Origin of the sequence: Sorangium sp. So ce448 (assembly GCF_051520915.1) — a bacterium.
In the GTDB taxonomy this organism is placed as follows: Bacteria; Myxococcota_A; Polyangia; order Polyangiales; family Polyangiaceae; genus Sorangium; species Sorangium cellulosum_B.
In genome coordinates this window covers 1383050-1403930 of record NZ_CP150343.1, presented here as the reverse complement: position 1 = coordinate 1403930, position 20881 = coordinate 1383050, and the positions used below count along the sequence as shown (strand labels likewise).

Annotated in this window: 15 protein-coding genes; 4 read left to right on the top strand and 11 right to left on the bottom strand. The window is 71.6% G+C overall.

Features of this window, described 5'->3' with window-relative positions; genetic code table 11:
- Nucleotides 1-318: 318 nt before the first annotated feature.
- Nucleotides 319-2175 (bottom strand): hypothetical protein, encoded by a 1857-nt coding sequence (locus WMF45_RS05130; protein WP_437715839.1) that lies wholly within the window; start codon nt 2173-2175, stop codon nt 319-321.
- A 167-nt stretch (nt 2176-2342) separates the two neighbouring features.
- A complete protein-coding gene (locus tag WMF45_RS05125) occupies nt 2343-3632 on the bottom strand; it encodes a glycoside hydrolase family 5 protein (RefSeq protein ID WP_437715838.1) in 1290 nt (429 codons plus the stop codon).
- A 579-nt stretch (nt 3633-4211) separates the two neighbouring features.
- On the opposite strand from WMF45_RS05125, the gene WMF45_RS05120 reads away from it, so the two are divergent.
- Nucleotides 4212-4859, top strand: a complete 648-nt coding sequence (locus WMF45_RS05120; protein ID WP_437715837.1) for a hypothetical protein — start codon at nt 4212-4214, stop codon at nt 4857-4859.
- A gap of 48 nt (nt 4860-4907) precedes the next feature.
- Here WMF45_RS05120 and WMF45_RS05115 read toward each other — a convergent pair whose 3' ends face one another.
- On the bottom strand, nt 4908-5264 hold the full coding sequence (locus tag WMF45_RS05115; RefSeq protein WP_437715836.1) for a hypothetical protein: 357 nt from the start codon (nt 5262-5264) through the stop codon (nt 4908-4910).
- A gap of 218 nt (nt 5265-5482) precedes the next feature.
- Here WMF45_RS05115 and WMF45_RS05110 point away from each other — a divergent pair, with 218 nt between their 5' ends.
- Nucleotides 5483-5941, top strand: a complete 459-nt coding sequence (locus tag WMF45_RS05110; RefSeq protein WP_437715835.1) for a hypothetical protein — start codon at nt 5483-5485, stop codon at nt 5939-5941.
- Nucleotides 5942-6032: 91 nt separating this feature from the next.
- Here WMF45_RS05110 and WMF45_RS05105 read toward each other — a convergent pair whose 3' ends face one another.
- Nucleotides 6033-6419, bottom strand: coding sequence for an NFACT RNA binding domain-containing protein (locus tag WMF45_RS05105; RefSeq protein WP_437549763.1), 387 nt, complete (start codon nt 6417-6419; stop codon nt 6033-6035).
- A 13-nt stretch (nt 6420-6432) separates the two neighbouring features.
- Nucleotides 6433-7428, bottom strand: a complete 996-nt coding sequence (locus tag WMF45_RS05100) for a lysophospholipase (protein ID WP_437715834.1) — start codon at nt 7426-7428, stop codon at nt 6433-6435.
- Between the two features lie 117 nt (nt 7429-7545).
- On the opposite strand from WMF45_RS05100, the gene lon reads away from it, so the two are divergent.
- Nucleotides 7546-9957 (top strand): endopeptidase La, encoded by a 2412-nt coding sequence (lon, locus tag WMF45_RS05095; protein ID WP_437715833.1) that lies wholly within the window; start codon nt 7546-7548, stop codon nt 9955-9957.
- A gap of 6 nt (nt 9958-9963) precedes the next feature.
- Here lon and WMF45_RS05090 read toward each other — a convergent pair whose 3' ends face one another.
- The 3 genes from WMF45_RS05090 to WMF45_RS05080 all read right to left on the bottom strand — a co-directional run bounded on the left by WMF45_RS05090 (nt 9964) and on the right by WMF45_RS05080 (nt 14174).
- Entirely contained in the window at nt 9964-10857 is an 894-nt protein-coding gene (locus WMF45_RS05090; RefSeq protein ID WP_437715832.1) for an N-acetylmuramoyl-L-alanine amidase family protein, read from the bottom strand.
- 164 nt (nt 10858-11021) lie between these two features.
- Nucleotides 11022-12272, bottom strand: coding sequence for a DNRLRE domain-containing protein (locus WMF45_RS05085; RefSeq protein ID WP_437715831.1), 1251 nt, complete (start codon nt 12270-12272; stop codon nt 11022-11024).
- A 678-nt stretch (nt 12273-12950) separates the two neighbouring features.
- Nucleotides 12951-14174, bottom strand: coding sequence for an MFS transporter (locus WMF45_RS05080; RefSeq protein WP_437715830.1), 1224 nt, complete (start codon nt 14172-14174; stop codon nt 12951-12953).
- A gap of 143 nt (nt 14175-14317) precedes the next feature.
- On the opposite strand from WMF45_RS05080, the gene WMF45_RS05075 reads away from it, so the two are divergent.
- Nucleotides 14318-15178 (top strand): MBL fold metallo-hydrolase, encoded by an 861-nt coding sequence (locus WMF45_RS05075; protein ID WP_437715829.1) that lies wholly within the window; start codon nt 14318-14320, stop codon nt 15176-15178.
- 661 nt (nt 15179-15839) lie between these two features.
- Here the strand turns inward: WMF45_RS05075 and WMF45_RS05070 are convergent.
- The 3 genes from WMF45_RS05070 to WMF45_RS05060 all read right to left on the bottom strand — a co-directional run bounded on the left by WMF45_RS05070 (nt 15840) and on the right by WMF45_RS05060 (nt 20778).
- Complete coding sequence (locus WMF45_RS05070) at nt 15840-18461, bottom strand: protein kinase domain-containing protein (protein WP_437715828.1); 2622 nt, start codon at nt 18459-18461, stop codon at nt 15840-15842.
- A 90-nt stretch (nt 18462-18551) separates the two neighbouring features.
- On the bottom strand, nt 18552-19325 hold the full coding sequence (locus WMF45_RS05065) for a hypothetical protein (RefSeq protein WP_437715827.1): 774 nt from the start codon (nt 19323-19325) through the stop codon (nt 18552-18554).
- Nucleotides 19326-19461: 136 nt separating this feature from the next.
- Nucleotides 19462-20778 (bottom strand): sigma 54-interacting transcriptional regulator, encoded by a 1317-nt coding sequence (locus WMF45_RS05060; protein WP_437715826.1) that lies wholly within the window; start codon nt 20776-20778, stop codon nt 19462-19464.
- Nucleotides 20779-20881 lie beyond the last annotated feature (103 nt).

Below are 20881 nucleotides of genomic sequence, written 5' to 3'. Positions count from 1 at the left end.
ACGAGGCGCCGCGCGGGGCCGACGAGGGCGGATCGCACCCTGCTCGTGGTGCAGGGGAGCTCCTCCTCCTCGGTGCTCCGCCTGCCGCGGAGCGGCGTGGTGCTCCTGGGCCGACCGCGCCGGTTGTAGGGGAGCAGACGAGGGCGGCGGAGACGCTCCACATGCCGCCGCGGACCTTCGTGCTCGAGATGAACCGTTACGGCCTCGCGAAGCGCAGGCGGTGACGCCGCCGGGCGTGGCCCCGATGCCCCGATGCGACGGCGACGCGGAGGCCTCAGCGCTCTCCCGCTGCCCTCGAGGAGGCAAGCGGTCCGTCGATCACTTCGAGATGACCTTGGTGCACGTCGCGCCGAAGTCGACGTAGCCGACCGGGCAGCTCCCCCAGCACACGGGGCCCGCGCCGCTGTAGCCGGAGGCGCAGGCCGGATAGCAGAGACCCGCGTCGTACTGCTGGCCCGCGCCGCAGCTCGTCGGCACCGAGCCGGCGCCGCGCCCGTAAGAGCTCTTTCCGAAGATGTGCGCGTCGCGCCGGCACGTGCAGCCGTCGTTGCTATACCCCGCCGGGCAGGTGGAGCAGCCCTTGGCGAAGGTCAGGCCGCAGGCGTCATACCAGGGGCACGCGGAGTTGTTGGCGTTGATGATCTGCGCGTCGCGCCGGCACGTGAGGCCGTCGTCCGAGTACCCGGCCGGGCAGCTTTGCCAGCACACCGGGCCGACCCCGTAGTAGCCCGACGCGCAGGCCGGATAGCAGAGACCCGCGTCGACCTGCTGGCCCGCGCCGCAGAGCGTCGGCGCCGCGCCGACGCCGCGCCCGTAGCTCGGTTTTGCCACGGTGGAGGAGCACGTCGCGCCGTCATCGCTGAAGCCGGGCGGGCAGGCCGGCACCGCGGCGGGGGCCGGGACGGCGGGGTTCTGCACGTGGAGGCGCGCCTGGAACTCGTGAAGGCTGTGGATCGCGCCGGGGTTCGCCTCCAGCACCTGGATCATCGCGCCGTCGCCCACGACATCGGAGAGATCGAGCAGCGCGTTGGCGATGCGCTTCTCGTTCCAGTCCCGGTACTGGCTCGACGGACACGCGGCCCCGGCGCCGCAGAGGCGGCCGCGCGCGCCGACCCGGGCTTGCTCCCAGTAGTCCGCGAAGCCCTCGTTGAAGGCGTACCCCTGGTTGGCGATCTCGGAGCCGTCATGAGAGCGCCCATAGACATAGGCCACGTCGTCACCATTCCAGTGGTTCAGATCCCCGTCGGCGACGTGCCGCACACTGTGCCCGAACTCGTGGGTGATGACCCGCCGGCGCTCCGCGGCCGTGCTCCCCCAGGTGCTCGTGAGGAAGTCCGTGCGAACGTTGATGTAGTCGTAGAACGTGAAGGGCGTGCCCAGGTAGACCCCGCTCCAGCGCAGCATGCGCAGCGCGTGCGCGGGCGGCTGGGCCCCGCGGGCAGCGTGGAAGTCGCGCAGGGTATCGACGCCGAGCCGCCAGAGCTCGCAGTCGACGCCGCTCAGCGTGACCACGTCGACGTCGAGATCGCCGCTCGAGCGCGGGCTGCCGGCGACGTCGGCCCCCTGGCCGCGCGGGGCGTGCAGGTCGTCCATGATCGTGAGCGGCGTCGTCACGCCGCTCGAGCTCACGACGCCGTCGTACGTCACGTCGAGGTGCACGCTCGCGCTCGCCGTCGACGAGATGGGGATCCTGAAATCGCCGTTCGCGTCCGTCACGCCGCTCCCGAGGCCGGGAATGCTGAGCGGCACGAACGCGAGCGGGCTCGTGATCGTCCCCGCGCCGTCCGGCGCGGCGCACTGCAGGCGCCCGATGACGGCCGCGGACGGCGGTACGCAATGGAGGCTCGTCACCTCTCCGGCGCAGATCGAGTCCCACTGGGTGGTACAGCAGAACGGGTCCGCCGCGCAAACGCAGCTCTGGACGGCCGCGTCGTTGCAGCCGGCGAACGGGTGCGGATTCACGCAGTCGTTCACCTTGAGCTCGCTTTCCGCCTCTGCCGTCGATTCAGCCTCGGCCTGCGGCTCAGCGGGATCGCCGGAGGGCTCCGAGCCCTCATGATCGCCCGAGGGCTCAGCGCCCTCGGGGACGGCGCACGCGGCGAACGCCCCCGCGGCGAAGAACAGCACGGCGGACGCAGAAATCCTCGCCATCCCGACGTTGGTTGTCGATGACATGCCCCTCTCCTTGGTGTGGTCTGGACCTCTCCATGTCGTCCAGCCACCCCAGGTACGCGGGCAAGGGTTGGTGGTTTCGCGCCGCCATCCAGTTTCGCGATGGCCGGACGAAGCGACGGCCGGGGGCGCGCCGCGCCCTCCCGGCACCGGAGCGCCAGCGGCGCCGACTACCGGTTGACGGCGCTCACGACGGCCTGCCACTCCGTCGAGAACGAGCCGTCCGTGCGCTTGATGTCCGTCCCCGTGTCCCACAGCACGGGAACGACGCCGCGAGACTTCGCCGCCTCCACCACCGACCGCATCCACAGCGTCCGCGACGCCGGCTCACGGGGGTAGTTCGTGCCCCGCGTGACGCCGAACTCGCCGAGGATGATCGGGAGGCTCCGCTGCGCGCTGAACGCGCCGAGCGTGTCGAACTTGCTCTTCAGCTCCGCCTTCTCGGGCTCGGTGCCCCACGTCGTCTTGGGAGAGCCCCAGCTCTCCACCGTGTCGAGGCCGCAGAAGGTGTAGGGCGTATAGTAATGGATCGAGAGGAAGAGGCTCTTCGTGCCGGCCGGATCGGTCGGCGCCTTGAATTCGCTCACACACGTCCTGTCGATGTCCGTCACGAAGCCCGAGATGAGCAGGGCGCGGCTCGCGTTGTATCCGCCCTGCTTGCGCACGGTGGTGACGAAGAGCTGGTTCATCTCGTTCAGAGCGGCGTAGTCCGGCGTCCCGCCGTCGTGAACGCCGTTGACCCAGTAGTTCCCCTCCTCGTTCATCCCCTCGAGGATCAGCTTGTGACCGACGCCGCTGAAGGCCGTGGCGATCTGGGTCCAGTAGGATGCGAACCTGGTCTTGACGCCGTCGGTGAGCTTGTATTTATCGGCGTTGTCCTCGTTGTAGATCCAGCCCCCGTCCCAGTGGATGTTCACGATCGAGTACATTCCTGCGGCCTCGATCCAGCCCACCACCTCCTTGACTCGGGCCATCTTGGTGGCGTCGATCGTGCCGTTGGCGGCGTAGGTGTCCCAGGCCACGGGCACGCGCACCGTCTTGATGCCGTGGCTGGCCATGCCGTTGATGAACGTCTGCGTGATCAGCGGCTGGCCCCAGCCCGTCTCCCACTCGGTGGTGTTCTCCAGCGTGTTGCCGATGTTGGCCCCGATACCCATGTCGGGGACCATGGCCGCGGCGTCCACCGGCGTCTCTGCTCCGCCGGTCCCGCCGGAGCCCCCGACTCCCCCCGTGCCGGCGCCGCCCGTGCCGGCGTCGCCCGCACCGGCGCCGCCCGTGCCGGCGTCGCCCGTACCGGCACCGCCCGTCGCGGCGTCGCCCGTGGTGGTGCCTCCGCCGCTGCCTCCGGTGGCTGCGGCAGAGGCCGCGCCTGCGCCCGACGTGACCTCGGGATCCGTCGAGTTGCAAGCGACCAGCCAGCCGAGAATCGAGAAGAAAGCAAGTCGATACGCGTGGGTCATGGGTCCTCTGCGGGTGATGGAAAGAAGCTCGTCTCCCTCTCAGGTTGCGCTGCGCCCCTGCCAGCCGTCACAAATCGCACGGACGCTCCCGGACCGCGATCCGCGCCGGCTCCAGGGAGCCCGAGCTCGGCCTTCGCGACCAGGGGGCGGCTCGTTACCAGGGGGGCGGCTCGCCGTCGCCCTGCCGCCGCGCGCGGGCGGGCGGGGCGCCCGCCGGGTGCAGGAGTTACCGGGATCAGGCAAGAGTTACCTGGCCCGGTCGTGCAAGAGTTGCACGAGTTGGCCAGGGGTGACACTTCACGCTCGCTGGAGCGCGCTGCACCCGCGGCGCCGGCGCAGGCACGCAGGCTGCTACGACGGCAAGGCCCGAGCGCCTCGCAGCGTTCTCGAACACCCGATGACGGAGCGGGGCGCGGAGCGGGTCACGTCCGCCGCATCCGCCTCGCATCTTTCTTCTGCCGCCTCCTGTCTTCCGTGCGCGCACCCCCGCGGACGCGGGCGAGGGCGGCAGATGGATGGCGAGACGAGCGAGGACGCCCCTGCTTACACCCCGAGGAGATCCGCTTGCCCGACGCCAACATGACGACATCCGTCCTCAACTCCGCGCTCGGCGGAGAGATCCGGTCCCTCCGATCCGTGATCGCCGCGCTCACGCCGGTGATTCACGCGCGCGTCGGCCGGGCGCTCCACCGGCGCCGCGCGCGGTTCGCGGGCGGCGCGGACGACCGCATGGACGACCTCGTGCAGGACGTGTTCGTCGAGCTGTTCCGCGACGACAGCCGGGCGCTCCGCGCCTGGGATCCGGCCCGCGGATTGAGCCTCGCCAACTGGGTCGGCCTCATCGCCGACCAGAGGGTGGCGGCGGCCTTCCGCTGCCGGAAGCGGCAGCTCGACGACGCGGCGCTGCCGCTCGACGACGCCCCGGAGGAGGGCGCCCGGTCCGATGACGATCCGGAGGCCAGGGTGCTCGCCCGCGACGCGCTGGAGCGCCCCCTCGGCCTGCTCCGGGCGGAGCTCAGCCCCCTCGGGCTCTCGCTCCTCGAGGCGCTCCTCATCGACGAGGAGCCGATCGCCTCGGTCTGCGCGCGGACCGGCATGAGCGCCTGCGCGGTGCAGGCCTGGAGCAGCCGCCTCAGGCGGCGGTTCGCGGCGCTGGCCGCCGCGGGCGGCGAGCACGCGCGGAGCGGGCCCGGCGGACGGAGCAGGGCGGCCTCGCTCTGCGCGTGAGCGCGGTGGCCTCGCAGCGCGCCGCCTCGGCCCTCGGGCCCGGAGGACTCAACCGCTGACCCAGGCGTTGATCCGCGCTGCCCAGCTGGCAGCACCGTCGATGGTGAGGACGAGCCGCCGATACCGCTCCCCCTCGAGCTCGATGGTCAGCGGGTGCTCCTTCCGGCTCCGCACCCAGTACCAGAACTCCTTGCCGTGCGCGGTGAAGTAGGTCCCCGCTTTGATCACCCCAGGCAAGGCTGTCCCGGGCGCGCGGATCTCCTTCCATGTGGAGGGCGGCAGCGCCGCCTCCGCCCGCGCCACGTGCTCGCGGGGCACCACGATGGGCCGGAGCCTCACGGCCCAGAGCCGCTCGGCGCCCTCCAGGGTGAGCGTCAATCGATCCCCTTCGATGCGAAGCTGCATGGCGACAGTCTAGCTGTTCGCGAGCGCCTGACGAGCAGCTGTCGCTGCGAGATTGCCGCCATGGTGAAATGCGGCGATGAAGAAGCGATGAAGAAATCGATACGCGATGTCAGATGTGGCGAGCATCGCGCATACTCCTCTATCGACGACGGCGAGACGCCCGGCCTTCGGATGGAGGCGGCGGCTCGCCCCTCACCACAGTGATGGGAGAAGACATCATGTTTCATGACACCAACCTGCGTTCGATGAAGATGCACCTTTGCGCGCTGCTCGCGACGACCGCGGCGCTCACGACGCTCCTCTCCGCGTGCGGCGCCCCGCCCGTGGGCGATCTCGATGGCGTCGAGGAGGAGACCCTCTCCGAGCAGACGGATGAGCTCGCGGGGCCCGCGGGCGGCCGCCGCACCTGCGCTGTCGTCCGCTGTATGGACGGGTTTGTCTGCGAAGAACGGAAGGGGAGCGCCGCGTGCGTGCCCGCCCCGAAGCGCCAGTGCGTGACCGACGCCGACTGCAGCCTCGTCGACAATTACTGTGGAGGCTGCAATTGCGACGCCGTCCCCACGGGCACGCCCGCGCCCAAGTGCCCGGGAGACGAGGTGGCGTGTTTCGTCGCGCCGTGTTCCGGCCTCACCGCTTCCTGCCAGGCCGGAGCGTGCGTGATCGCGAACGAGCGCTGAGCCGCGCCCCCACGACGGCGTACCGAGCCGTCGCTCGCCCCTGCGCGGCTCGCCGTCGCCCTCGCACCACGCCCCGGCGCTAGAGCGGCGGTCACCCTGGATCGCGCCCGGGGATCTCCGGCCGCACGCGCACGCTCTTCCACCGCGCGAGCTGAACGAGCCCGGCGGGCGCGCCCCGCGGCTTGCTCACGTCCCCGGCCCGGCAGACGTGGACCTCCACCTTGGCGGCGCTCCTCGCCTTCGAGTACCACGCGGCGGCCGCCGCGGCGCGCTCGACCACCTCCCGCGGGACCTCCACGCGCTCGGGGTTGCGCACGATCACGTGGCTGCCCGGCGTGCCGCCGGCCACGTGCAGCCAGAGATCGTGCGGCTCGGCGATCTCGAAGGTGAGCGCGTCGTTGTCCTCGTCGCCGCGGCCGACGAGCACCTCGAAGCCATCGATCGTGAGCGTGCGGTACGGCCGCCCCTTGCTGCCCATGCCGACCCCGCCGTCAGCCGGGCGCGGCGCCTGCGCGCGGCCCGGCGCCCGACTGCGCGGGCCTCGCCGGCGCCCTCGCCTCGCCCGCCACCTCGGCGGCGAGCCACGCGAGCAGGTCCCGCACGACCTCCTCGCGGTTGATCTCGTTCAGCATCTCGTGGCGCCCGCCGGGGTAGAACCGCTGCGCCACCCTGCGGAGACCGGCGGCGCGGTACGCCTCGATCATCTGGGTGACGCCCTTGAGCAGCCCGCCGACCGGGTCGCGGGAGCCGGAGAAGACGTAGAGGGGCAGGTCCTTCGGGATGCGCGAGAGCCGCTCGGGGCGCGCGAGCGCCGCCATCGCGTCGAGCAGGTCGACCCAGAGCGAGGTCGTCGCCGGGAAGCCGCAGCGGGGATCGGCGATGTACACGTCGACCTCGGCGCGATCGCGAGAGAGCCAGTCGAAGGGCGTGCGCGTCGGCGCGAACAGCTTGTTGAAGCTGTCGAAGCTCATCGTCTGGAGGAGCTGGCTCTTGCCGCGCTCGCCCAGCCGCCTCCGCTCGGCGCGGGCCACGAGCCGGCCCGCGTCCACGAGCGCGTTCGCCTTGCCCGCCGCGCCGGAGAGCACCGCGCCGTCGATCGAGCCGCCGTGCTCGATCAGGATCTCCTGCGCGAGGGCGGCGCCCATGCTGTGGCCGAAGAGGACGACCGGCAGGCCGGGGTGCTCGCCGCGCGCGCGCGCGAGGAGCTGCGCGAGATCGCGGACGACCCGCTGGAAGCCGCCCTGGCTCGCGAAGAAGCCGAGCTCGTCGCTCCCGCGCGCCGTCGCGCCGTGGCCGCGGTGGTCGTTCGCGTAGACGGCCCACCCGTCGGCGCAGAGCGCCTGCGCGAGGCGCGCGTAGCGGCCCGCGTGCTCCGACATGCCGTGAGCGACGTGGACGACGCCGCGCGCCCCGCCGTCCGGGAGCCAGCGGTACACGAAGAGCTCCCGGCCATCGTCCGCCTGAAACGTGAAGGTGTCCGCGGGCATCGCCAGCCGACCGTACCACCGCTCCGCGCGCGTCTGACCACGATTCTCGACGCTTCCGCGCCGAAAGGAGTTTTCGGTACGGTCCTCCATGGCATGAGGTTCGCACAAAGGCCGGCCATGCCCGAGCGCCGATCGTTGCCCGTGCTCTCGTTGCGCGACACCGTCCTCTTCCCTGGGATAGCGACGCCCATCACGGTCGGACGGCTGAAGACGCTCCGCGCGGTGGAGGCCGCCCTCCGGGTCGAGGGAGAAGACAAGCGCATCTTCGCTGTCGCCCAGCGCGACGCCGCCGAGGAGCCCACCGCGGGCGGCCTCTTCTCGATCGGCGTGATCGCCCGCATCACCCAGGTGCAGCGGTTCGGGTCGGGCCTTCAGCTCGTGCTCTACTGCGAGCGGCGAGCGGCCGCGCCCCGCTACACCGAGGTCGACGGCGTGATCCGCGCCCCCGTCATCGAGCTCGCCGATCTGCCCCTCCGTCCAGAGGAGGACGGCGCCCTGGAGGCGCTCTCCCGCGAGGTGCGCGAGCGGGCCGTCGAGTACGGCCGCCACCGCGGCGCGCCCGAGGACGTGCTCAAGCAGTTCGTCGGCAGCATGTACGGCCCGGCCGAGCTCGTGAACCACATCGCCTTCTACCTGGACCTCCCGACCCCCGAGAAGCAGGCGCTGCTCGAGATCCTCTCGACGGAAGAGCGGATGCGCAGCCTCGCGCTGCACCTCTACCGGCAGATCGGCATCGTCGAGACCCAGGAGAAGATCAGGACGACCGTCGAGGAGGAGCTCGGCGAGCGGCAGCGGGAGATCTACCTGCGCGAGCAGCTGCGCGCGATCCAGAAGGAGCTCGGCGAGGAGGACGACGAGAACGCCGCCGCACGTCTTGAGCACAAGCTGCAGCGGGCCAACCTGCCGGCGGAGATCCTGCAGGAGGCCCGGCGCGACCTCGCGCGCTTGCGGCGCATGGGGCGGGAGACATCGCCGGAGGCGCAGGTCCTCATGACGTGGCTCGAGTGGGTGGCGGATCTGCCCTGGAACCAGCGGACCGACGACCACGTCGATCTCGATCGCGCGCGGGCGATCCTCGACGAGGATCACTACGGCCTGGGCGACGTGAAGGACCGGGTTCTCGAGTTCCTGGCCGTCCGGAAGCTGCGCCTGGAGCAGGCGAGGAGCGAGGGTGAGCGGAGCCGCGCGATCTCCCGCGGGCCGATCCTGCTCTTCCTCGGTCCGCCCGGGACCGGCAAGACGTCCATCGCGGAGTCGATCGCGCGGGCGCTCGGGCGCAAGTACGTCCGCGTCTCGCTGGGCGGGGCGCGCGACGAGGCGGACATCCGCGGCCACCGGCGCACGTACGTCGGCGCGATGCCTGGCCGCATCCTCCAGGGGATCAAGCGGATCGGCTCGAAGAACCCGGTGATCGTCCTCGACGAGGTCGACAAGCTCGGCGCCTCTTACCAGGGCGATCCTGGCGCTGCGCTGCTCGAGGTGCTGGATCCGGCGCAGAACGACGGCTTCGTCGACCACTACCTCGGACTGCCGTTCGACCTGTCCGAGGTGCTGTTCATCTGCACGGCGAACTTTCGCGAGACGATCCCCCCTCCCCTGTTCGACCGGATGGAGCCCGCGCTGTTCGCCGGGTACACGGAGCAGGAGAAGCACGAGATCGCCCGGAAGTACCTGCTCCCCCGGCAGCGAAAGGAGTGCGGGTTGCGCGAGGAGCAGCTGCGCGTGACGGGCACGGCGCTCGGCGGGATCATCAGCGGCTACACGCGCGAGGCGGGCGTGCGGCAGCTGGAACGGACGATCGGCTCGCTGGCGCGGAAGGCCGCGCGCCGGATCGCGGCCGGCGAGATCGAGCGGGCTGTGGTGGGCGTCGACGACGACGTGAAGGAATTGCTCGGCCGCGCGAGGATGCGCCTTGAGCGGAGGCTCCAGTACGATCAGCCGGGGGTCGCGACCGGCATGTATTACACGCAGATGGGTGGCGACATCATGCACGTCGAGGCGAGCGTGATGCCCGGCAAGGGCGATTTCGTCCTCACGGGGCAGCTGGGCGACGTCATGAAGGAGAGCGGCCGCGCGGCGCTGAGTTATGCGCGAGCGCACGCGGCGGAGCTCGGCGTGCCATCCGATCGGCTGCAGCGGCGGGACGTCCACATCCATGTTCCGGCGGGGGCGGTGCCGAAGGACGGGCCGAGCGCGGGTGTGACGATGGCGGTGGCGCTTGTGAGCGCCCTGTCGGGCAGGCCGGTCAGGAGCGACATCGCGATGACGGGGGAGATCACGCTTCGCGGGACGGTGCTGCCGATCGGGGGGATCAAGGAGAAGGTGCTGGGGGCGCACCGCGCGGGGATCTTCGAGATCCTGCTGCCGGCGGACAACGAGGCGGATCTCGACGATCTGCCGGCCGAGGTGAGGAGCTCGCTCGAGTTCTACCTGGTGAACACGCTCGACGAGGCGCTCGCGCTCTGCCTGCGGCTCCGCTCGATCCGCCTCGAGGCGCCCGAGGAGATGCCGCACGCGCGGGCGTCCTGACGCGCCTCAGGTGGGCGGCGGGGAGGCCGGCGCGCCGGCGCCGCCGAGCGCATCGGCCAGCGCGGCCGCGGCGGCTGCGGCGAAGGCGTCGAGCGTGGCGGGCTCGGTCCAGCGGGTCGCCTCGCGGGCGTCGAGCGCGTGGTGGGTCTCGACGAGGATGGAGGGCATGGAAGGGCGGCGCAGCACGAAGATGCGCTGTCCCGGGGGGCGCCGGTCGAGGAAGACGCCGGGCTGGGCGGTGTCCGGCTCGTACAGGCCGCTGTACGCGGCGCCGTCGTAGGGCAACAGGCCTGCTTCTTCCATGCGCCCCGCGAAGCCGCGCGCGAGCGCGAGCCGGAGGGCGCAGAGGGCGGGATCCCCTTCGTCCGACCACAGGACGGCGAACCCCGGCGCGGCGAGGCTGAGCGGGCACTGGCGGCCCTGGCCGGGCGACCACGTCTCGGTCCTGCCGCGCACGTCCGAGTGCAGGCTGACGAAGGCGTCGGCGCCCCACCGGGCGGCGTCCTCGACGCGCTCCGCGTACGGCAACGGGCGGTCGCCGGCCCTGCCCACGCGCGCCTCGAAGCGCCCGGTGGCGTTGAGCCGCTCGGCGAGGGCGCGCGCCGCGGCGAGGGTGAAGTCCTGCTCGTCGACGCAGAAGCAGGAGAGGTTGCCGGTGTTGCCGGGGGCGCCATGTCCGGCGTCGAGGTAGATGCGGCGGACCCCGAAATCCCGTGGAAAGACGGCAGAGGGGGCGACGACGCGGGCCCCTGGAAAGGGCCACCCGCTCGGCGCGATCGGGAGCTTGAGGGCGCGCCGTGCCGCGATCTCGCGCGGGGAGCCCGGGGCGAGCGCCCGTGAGAGGGCGGCGGCGCCGGCGGCGCCGGCGAGACCGAGGACGAGCTTCCTGCGCGAGATCACCGCGGCTCCGCTTGCTATCAAAGGCGGAGCGCGGCGTCAGGTTCTCGGCAAGCGAGCGTGGCCGGGGTGACGAAGGAGGCATGACGTGGCGACATCCCGAGCTCGCCCGGGGCGTCCGGAGCTCGTGACGCGGCGTGTCCCTCCGCACCTCGGCCGGGACCCCGTTACTGGGCCGGCGTGTAGCAGACCTCGAGCTTCGGCCGGGGGGCGATGGTCGTTTGCTCGCTCGATCGGATATCGGTCCGACCGTTCAGGTCGTGGAGCGCGACGCCGTGGTTCGGGGAACCATCCACCCAGGACTGGACGAGGGCCGCCACGTTGGCGGTCACGACGGCGCTCGCCTGGCCGACGGTGGTGATCGAGGCCTCGACGGCCGGGTTGTATCCGGGGAAGTTGCCGGCGTGCACGGTCGACTCCTGCCAGGGGCCGTTCACGCGGTGCAGCTCGATGGTGCTGGCGCTCGCCTTCCACGTGTGAGACAGCGAGAGGGTCGCGGATTCGACGTCGGAGCCCGCCGGGATGAACGACAGATCGAAGGCCAGCACGCCCAGCTGCACGCCCTCCGGGAACGTGTTCATGACGACGTACGGGTAATCGCCGTACGGCCACGAGACACCGGGCTGGATATGCGCGTCTTGCACGCTGCCGTAGGTGCCGCGCTGCACGACCACGCACACGGGCTCGGCGGGCGGGGGGGGCTCGCAGGCGTCGCCGATGCCGTCGGCGTCGGCGTCGGCCTGGGAGGGGTTGGCCAGCGCCGGGCAGTTGTCGCACGAGTCGAACACCCCGTCCTGATCCGTATCGGCGGCGACCACGGTGACGTTATCGAGGAGCGTCCCCTGGCCGTTCGAGATGCCCAGATCGTTGAACTGGAGGCGCGTCGTCGTGCCGGAGGCCACGAGGGTATAGGTGTAATTGACCCATGCGGTGCTGGCGGTCGTGAGCGTGGCCACCTGCTGGCCGCCCCAGACGACGCCGAGCACGTTCTGGTTCGCGCTCGTGCCGGGGCGCGCGGCGAAGGCGAACCGGAGCTGGTAGGTCGCTCCCGGGACAGTCGTGAGGTCCTGATAGATGCCGCTCGAGTCCGTGGCGTCCAGCTCGACGTGCTGGCTGCCGTGCGCGGGGCTCATGCCGTTCGAGTGGTCATGGATCTGGATCTGACCATAGGCGGCCTGCCAGCCGGTGATCGAGCCGTTGTAGATCGACGACGTGCCGGACGACACGTTCGGCGATTCGAAGCTGCCGTTCGTGACGATGTTGCCGGAGGGGAGCACCGAGCAGGAGACGAGCGCCGCCGCGCCCTCGCCGATGGCGTCTTCGGTATCGTCGTGCGGCTCGGCCGTGGCCATGCAGCCGGAGATCATCGAGGCGAGCGCGAGCGCAGAGGCAGAGATCGACAGATAGGCGGTTCTCATGGGAGAGCTCCTCGTTGCGGCGCCGGCATGGCGGCGCCGCGCTGTGCGGCGAGCTGCCGCACGCTGTGGATTTAGAAATACTTCTTCCAAACTGGGCGATGCGGATACGGTGCTCCATTTGCCCGAAGGCGGAGCGCTGAAGGAGTCATTCGTCAAGCAGCGCGTGCGGCACGACGGCACAATGGGACGGCCGTCACCAGGCGCTCGCCTCCCGGATCGCGGCCGACCTCGACCTCCCTGGCTCCCAGGAGGATCTCACCCCCCTTGGGGGATGAGGGTCGTCGCAGGCCGGGCGAGCGATGGATGAAGTCGGGCGAGCGCGGTCACGAGCGATTCTTGCAGCGGCCAGCCGTAGCGCTGTCTGGTTATATCATGAAATGGGCGCCCGGATCATCGTCTTTCGCACCAGCCGGCGCCGCGACGAGAAAGGCTGTCCGCCTGATCTCGTGAGAAAAGGAGCCATGGTGGGCACCGTGGGCGCCGAGGGAAGAGGAGAGAGCAAAAATTCTTCATCTCTCCTCGTTCCCCCGCGTTCCCCCTCGTTCCCCCTCGTTCCCCCGCGTTCCCCCGCGTTCCCCCGCGTTCCGGCGTCTTCTCTGCTTCTACGATGCAATTTCGCCAGGTCACGGAACTGGGGCAAAATTGGTCACCGGGGCAAAATGGGGCGACGGGGTCCGCTCACCCCTCTCCCGCTCTCCGCTCCCGCAGCGGCAAGAGCAGCCCGAGGAAGACGACCGAGATCACCGTCCCCAGGGCGAACAGGCCTGCATAGCCGAGCCGCTGGGCGGCGGCGCCCGAGAGCCACACAGCGGGCGATTTGCCGAGCACCTCCACGCTGGCGAGCAGCGTGTAGTGCGTCGCGCCGACCGACCGCCGGACACGCGACATCATGAAAGCGAACACCGCTGTCGTGAGGGCGCCGCCGAAGAGGTGCTCGGCCACGGTGACCGCGACGACGGCATTCGCCGTGGGCGCCCCCGCCGCGGCGAGGGTCCACTCGCCCGCCATCGCGACGGTGCGCAGCGCCGAGGTCACCCCGACGGCGGCGAGCAGCGGGATCCGGTGCGACAGGAGGCCTCCCGCGAGCGAGCCGGCGATCGACGCGACCAGGCCGTACGTGCCCACCCAGAGGCCGATCTGGTGCGGCGGGAAGCCGGCGTCGACGAGGAACGGCTTGAACATCATGTCGACCATCGCCTCGCCGAGCTTGTAGGTCCCGAGGAAGGCGACGACCCAGAGCGCGCCGGGCGCCCGCAGGGCGGCGAGGACCGTCGCGAGCACCTCGCGGAGCGACCGGCGCGCGTACGCCTCGACCTCGCTCGCGGGAGGCTCGCGCAGCGCGAGCGAGGCCAGCGCCGAGAGGAAGACGAGCGCGGCCATCGCCCCGAACTGACCGCCCCAGCCGATCCAGGCGCTCGCCCAGACGAGCAACCCGCCGGCGACGAGCATGCCGACCTTGTAGCCGACCACCTGCGCGGCGTTCGCCAGGCCGAGCTCACCGCGCCCGAGCAGGTCGATCGCGAGCCCGTCGACCGCGATGTCCTGGGTGGCCGCGAGCAGGTTCATCAGGAAGACCAGCGCGAGCAGGGCGCCGAGGTGGCGCGACGGCGGGACGAACGCGGCGGCCGCGCACGTGAGCGAGAGCAGCACCCCGAGCGGCAGGATCCACGAGCGGCGCCTGCCGATCCGCTCCCACCCGTAGCGGTCGACGAGCGGCGCCCAGAGCGCCTTCGCCGCCCACGGGAGCGCGAGCGCGCCGGCGAAGCCCACGCCCGAGAGCGAGACGCCGCTCGCCCGCAGGAAGACGGGGAGCGCCGTCGCCTGGAAGCCGAACGGGATGCCCTGTGCGAAGTACAGCGCGGCGAGGGCGGCGATCGTGCCGGCGCGCGTTCGGTCTGCCACGACCGACAATCGTAACCGAGCGGACGAGCTTCGGTCGCCGGAAACACGGACACTGACGTACGTTTCGATCTCGATCGGATCTCGATCTCGATGAGCACGCCGCACCGACTCACCCCGTCTGCCGGCCGGACGAGCCCGCGACGATGATCGCCGACACCTTCTCTCCGCGGTCGCTCGCGCCGGCGGGCGCGGTCCGGGTGCGGTGGCTGGGCACGGCGGGGTTCGCGATCGAGCACGCCGGCGCGGTGGTGCTCATCGATCCTTATCTCACGCGCGCTTCGCTCCTCCGTTGCGTGGCCGGCCGGCTCGCCCCAGACGTGGCCGCCATCGCGCGCCACGCGCCGCGCGCCGACGCCGTCATCGCGGGCCACACCCATTTCGATCACGCGCTCGACATCCCGGAGATCGCGCTCCGCACCGGGGCCACGGTCTTCGGCTCGCGCTCCGCGGCGGCGCTCTGCCGCGCCGCCGGCGTCCCCGCGGCGCGCGTGCGCGACGTCGAGCGCGCGCCGGGCGGCGAGCCCGTGGTCGCCGAGGTCGGCCCGTTCCAGCTGCGCTTCTTCCCGAGCGCTCACTCCCGCCTGCTGCTCGGCCGGGTCCCCTTCCCCGGCGACATCTCCGATTGCGACCAGGTCCCGCTCCGGGCCGAGCGTTACCGGTGCGGCGCCGTCTTTGCGGTGGAAATCCGGGTCGCGGACCGGCGCATCGTCCACCTGGGCAGCGCGGAGCTCGTCGAGGCGGGCCTCGATTGCAGGGAGCCCGACCTGCTCCTGCTCTGCGTGGCCGGCTGGACCGCCTCCCGCGGCTTCCCCGAGCGCGTCGCGCGCGCCCTGTCGCCGCGCGCGGTGCTCTTCTCGCACTGGGACAACTTCTTCCTTCCCATGGATCGCCCGGCCATCGCGCTCCCCGCGATGCAGGGAGAGCGGCTGGCCGAGAGGCTGGGGCGCGCGTCGCGCGATGTGAGGATGGGGGTGCTGCCGCTGCTCGGTGAGGTGTGGATTTAGGGCTGAGGGATCCGCTCGTCCGTCACGGAGTCGGGAATCCATCGCCCGGCGGAGGCATGATTGGACGAGGAAATCCCAGAGTCGGGCGAGCTGCCCACAGCGGTAGAAGAGAGGCGCCAAGACGCAGCAGACGAGGGCGTCGACATCCGGCGTCTCCTGTGCGGGGCAGCCATGGATAACTTTTTGACACGTCCGAAATGCTTCACTGCATGTCGGAGGGCAACGACGGGCGGGTCGCGGGCTACAAGGGGTCCAGTCTCCGCCCTCTCGCCACAGATTTCCAGGGGGAGCCTGTCTCATGCGACGTTGGCACAGAGGGAGGGACGCTGTCTGGCTCACGGCCAGGTAGAGCGCTCGGTCCGGCTCGGTCGTCTCGAGCACGTCATGGCAACGTGCTCAGGGTCCAGACCGCCGGCGTGCATGACGCTCCGACGAACCTGGCAGGCGCACCCGTTCATCCAAGACGGACTGGCGCCGAGGTCGAGCGCTGGACATCGCGAACGGAGCCCCGCCTGTTCGTGCGGGGTCGAGCGCCTGACACCGTGTCGACACCGTGTCAGGCCCGCGCCCCCTTCGCCCCCGGGACGCAGCGCGGCGCCGCGGCGGACGATCGTGACGATGACGTCGCGAGCGCGGCCGCGCGCGGAGCTCGTGAGCCGCCTCAGATCGCCACGGCCCGGCACGCCGCGAGCGACTCGCGCACCGAGAGCACGTCGAGACGCGCGTCCCATCGGTCCTCGGGGACGTCGCGGCAGAGCGGCGCGAGCACGTCGTCCGGGAAGGGAGGGAGCGAGGGACAGCCTCGCCGCAGCAGCCCGAGGGCCTGGATGCCGAGGCCGGTAATCGGGCAGCCGCACGCGGACTGGATGAGCTCCTCGGCTTCGTCGCGGGAGACGCCGCGGACGGCCGCTGCCAGGCAGCGCCCGAACATCACCAGCCAGCGGCGCTCGACGCGGCGCGACGCGTCGAGGGCGCGATCGACCAGCTCGCCGGCCGCCTCGAGAGCGCCTGCGCGGTACGCGACGGCGGCCTCGGTGAAGCACACCATGGCGAGCAGCGCCGTGCTGAACTGAACGGAGGCCTCGACCAGCTCCCGATCGGGCGCCTGAAGCTCTCCCAGGCGGAACGCGGCCGTGCGCGCGATCCACGCGGCGCGCACCTCGAAATAGAGGTGTCGGCAGCGCGCGGCCATCTCGCCGGCGGCGCGTGCCCGCGCCAGCGCGCTCTCGGGCCGGAGGGCATCGAGCAGCGCCCCGGCCTCGTTCAGCGTCGCGGCGAGCTGAAGGGGAAGCCATGCCTCGCTCGCCGCCGCCTCGGCGTGACACCGCGCGGCCTCATCGAAGCGCCCCTGCTCGTAGCGGACGAGACCGAGCACCCCCGCGACCGACGCCCGGGCGGCGGGGTGCGCCGTGCGTCCGGCCCACACCTGCGTCCCGGCGACGGCAGCCTCCGCCGCCTCGGGCGACTCGCGGAGGCCTGCGCGAACCCGCACCCACTGGCGCCAGCGCTCGAGCGCCGGATCGTCGAAGGCGGCGAGCGCGTCCGCCTGCGCGCGGGCGCGCGCTCGCCAGCTCGGACTGTCGACGAGGAGCGCGACCCGCACCAGGCCTTCGAGGTGCGCGACGTCCGGTGAGGCGCGGGAGACCGAGCGGCAGATCTCGTAGAGCACCCGGTCGAGGGCGTGCGGCCGGCGCTCGGCGAAGGCAACCTCGACCCACAGGGACAGGAGCCGCGGCTCCTCCGACGCCGTCAGATCCAGCGGCCCCTGCCGTATCGCCAGCAGGCCCTCGTGCAGCGCGGTCGTCGCCTGTCCCAGGCGGCCCTCCTGCGCCAGGCGACGCGCCAGCGCGAGGGCCTCCGCCGCGACCAGCGCGTCCTCGCCGGCGGCGACCAGATGGACCAGGCGCCCGGGCTCCCCCTGCGGCATCGTCTCGGCCAGCGTGCGGCGGCCCCGGCGCCGCCCGTCCTCCGATCCGTCGAGCGCATCGGCCGGCCCCCCGGGGGCGAGCGTCGCCGCGATGGGCGGGCCCACCCCGAGCTCGTCGAGCGTCGTGCGATCGATCGCGATCCGATCGCCATCCCAGCGGGCGATGCCGGCGCGCACCCACGCGTCCAGCTCCGCGGCGACCCGCGCCGGCACGCCGGCGCTTCGCGCCCAGAGCGCACGCGCACCATCCTCGCGGAGGTGGAAGAACCGATCCGGCCCCACGAACAGCTCGCGCAGCGCCGCCTCGGCGATCGGCCCAGGGCCGAGCGCGCCGAGGAGCGCCGAGCCCACCCCCCGGCCCTCGGACTGGCCGCGCAGCGCGGCCAGCGCTGCGGCCGCGGAGCGCGGGCGCTCCTCCGGCGCGATCGCGAGCAGGCGATCGACGAGCGCCGCCACGTGCGGCGGGACCTCCGGAGCCCGGTCGCGCACCGGCGCGGGCGCCGTCGTCGTGCGGAGCACCATCAGGGAATAGATGTTGGAAGCCTCGTGGGGGAGGCTCCCCGTGAGCGCCTCGTAGAGCATCACGCCCAGCGCATAGAGATCGGCGCGGGCGTCGATCTCGACCCCTTCACCGCTGATCTGCTCCGGCGCCATGTAGGCCGGCGTCCCGGCGATCTGCCCGTCCGTCGCGGCGCCTGCGGGCGAAGCGCGGCCGAGCGCGATGCCGAAATCGAGCACGACGGGGCGGCCATCGGCGCGGACGAGCACGTTCTCCGGCTTGAGATCGCGGTGAACGATGCTGGCGGCGTGCACGCGCGCCAGGATCTCGAGGAGCGCCTCCGTCGATGGGGCAATTTCGAGCCAGCTCCGCCGGGGCAGGCGCGGCGCAAGCGCCTGCCGCACGGGCCCGGGCGCGGCGAGCGTGGCCGAAGCGCCCACGGTCTCCGGGACGTCGCCGGCGACCGTCTCGCTCAGGTGCACGGACATCCGCACGGTCGCCATGCTCGGGTGGATGCCCGAGCGGCCGGGGAACGGAGTGCCGTCGACGCGCTCCATGACGAAGAAGGGGCGGCCTTCCTCCATGCCCTCGTCGAGCAGCCGGGCGACGCCCGGCAGGCGGAGCAGGCGCAGCGTGGCGATCTCGCTGCGCACCCGCGACGGCTCGGGGCCGGCGTGCAGGAGCCATTTGATGGCCACCCGCTCGCCGAGCACGAGGTCGTCCGCCTCCCAGACCTCGCCGTACGCGCCGCGCCCGAGCGCCGCGCGCAATCGGTAGCGCCCTGCGAGCGCGATCCGACTCCCCAGCTCGGCGCTCGCCGCCTCGCCTGCCCCCCCCTCGCTCGTTACGCTCGGCATCGAGCCGGAGGCTACCCGAGCGGGCGTTCCGCAACAACCGAGCACCGAACGGCGCATGACGGCCGGGATACGCTGCTGCGCCGACGGCGCTCAGCCGAACAAGAACGTCTCCAGCTTTTTATCGTTGCCCGGCGGCGGCTTGTCCCCGCTTCTGTAGTAGCAGCAACCGATGACGTCGTAGCGCGTTCCACCGAGCCGATTGGGCTGTCCGTAGTTCTTTACGTAATTATCATGGAATGCACGCGCAGTTTTGCACTTATCCTTCCCTCGCTTGATCGACTTCCACGGTGTGTCCGCGCCGACAAGCATCTCTGATTCACGTTCCGAGATGAAGACATACTCCGCACTCGTGAAGAGCTGTTTATTCAGCGCGTCTTCGGTGAGATCACCGAAGCAATGCCCCACGATGTTGCCGCGATGGTTCACGATACCGACCCTGTCGATGATGATCTGCTCGCTGTCGCACTTCCGCGGCCAGGCGTCGCTGGACGGCGGGAACAGTGCTCCCGCACACTTCGGGTACGTCGGCGAGGGCACCTGCCCCGGCAGCCACTTCGTCACCAGCGTCGACTGGGCCACCACGTAAAGCGCCCGTTTCACCCAGAGCCCCTTCTCCGGATCTTTGCCCCAGGAGGGGCCTTCACCCGACGGTGCCGGGGTGGTCACCATCTTCTTCCACGTCTCCTTGCACGGGATCGTACACTTCTCGAACCGGTACGACATCTCCGTTCCCAACAGAATCCACCGCTGGATCTGGCTCTCGGGAGCACCGCGGACCGGCTCGGTGAAGACGAATCCGATCGTTTTGCCGTTCTCGTCGAGGACGCGAGTCCCCCCCTCTTCAATCATGGGATTGACAGTCATGATATGTTCTCCTTGGCCTCCACGGAAGGCGGCTCCGCCTGACGGCGCAGCGGCGCTGTTCTCACGTTCAGGCGCTTCGCGTGCTCCGCCTTCGCCATGCGTTTGCCCATACGTCAAGCAACGCGTGTGCCAGAGCTCAGGGTTCCTCGGACCTCGGGCCCCCGGTACCGTTGCCTTCTTCGCGCCTGGCCCGCCAGCGGTTGAGTTGATTGCGGTGCATACCCAGCGCGCGCGCCGCCTGAGAGACGTTCCCGCCAGCGGCGAGCAGGGCCTGTTCGATAACGTCGTCGGAGATCTTCGGCGGCGGCGACGTGGCCTCCACGGCCAGGCCGGCGTTCGAAGCCAGGTGGCGGGCGAGCACCACGCCCCCGTCGTCGACCGCGAGTTGCGCGGCGGAGCGCGCCTCGGCCGCGAGCTCACGCACGTTGCCGGGCCAGCGCCGGAGCAGGCAGGCCTCGACGAACGAGGCGTGCAGCCGCAGCCCGCCGGCGGCCTCGCTCACCGCACGCACGGCGCGCTCGACGAGCCAAGGGATCTCCTCGATCCGGTCGCGGAGCGCGGGCAGCGGGACCGCGGGCATCCCGATCCGGAAGAACAGATCCGCGCGCATCCGGCCCGCCGCCACCTCGGACCGCAGATCTTTGAGCGTCGCCGACACGAGGCGTATGTCCACGCGCTCCGGCCGCTCGGCGCCGAGGGCGGAGACCTCCTTCGTCTCGAGCACGCGCAGCAGCTTGGCCTGCACGCCCGGGCAGAGCTCGGCGATCTCGTCGAGGAAGAGCGTGCCACCGTCGGCGCTCTGCACGAGCCCCTTGGCGTCCACCGCGCTGGTATACGCCCCCTTGCGCGCCCCGAAGAGCAGGCGCTCCGCCATCCCCTCGGGCAGCGTTGCGCCGTTGACCGCGACGAACGGCCCGCCGCGCGCGGCGTCGTGAAAGGCCCGCGCCGCGATCTCTTTGCCCGCGCCGCTCTCCCCCGTCAGGTGCAGGACCCGCCCGAACCTGGCTGCGCGCGCGATGGCCTGGAAGCTCCGCTGGAGCGCCGGCCCCATCACCACGTCCCCCGCGCGCGCTATCCCGAGCCGGAAGGGGCGCACGTCCGTCGCGAGGAGGAACAGCGACGCCCCCGTGCGCAGGAGCCGCGGCGCCTCGAACACGCGCGCGCCGGCGATCGCCTCCCCGTCGATCGCCGTCCCGTTGCGGCTCCCTCCGTCCCGCACCTTCCAGCGGTGACCGTCGAAGGCGACGCTGGCATGCGTCCTTGACATGCGCTTGTCGTCGATGCGCACCCCCGCGACCTCACCGCGCCCGAGCTCGACAGCGCCCGCCACGAGCGGGATCATCTCGAAGCGAGGCTGTTCTCCCGAGAAGATGAGAACGAGCCCGGCCTGAGGTTCCCCCTGCGCATCGCACGCCGCGCCGGCATCGTCGTCGAGGGTCTCGGAGGCGCGCATGGTCGCACATTCTAGCTCATCGAGCCGCAGGTCGAGAAGCCCGCGCCCCGCGCTGGCCGGAGCGCTCCTGGGCGGAACGGAGGCCTCCGGCGGGGGCCCGAGG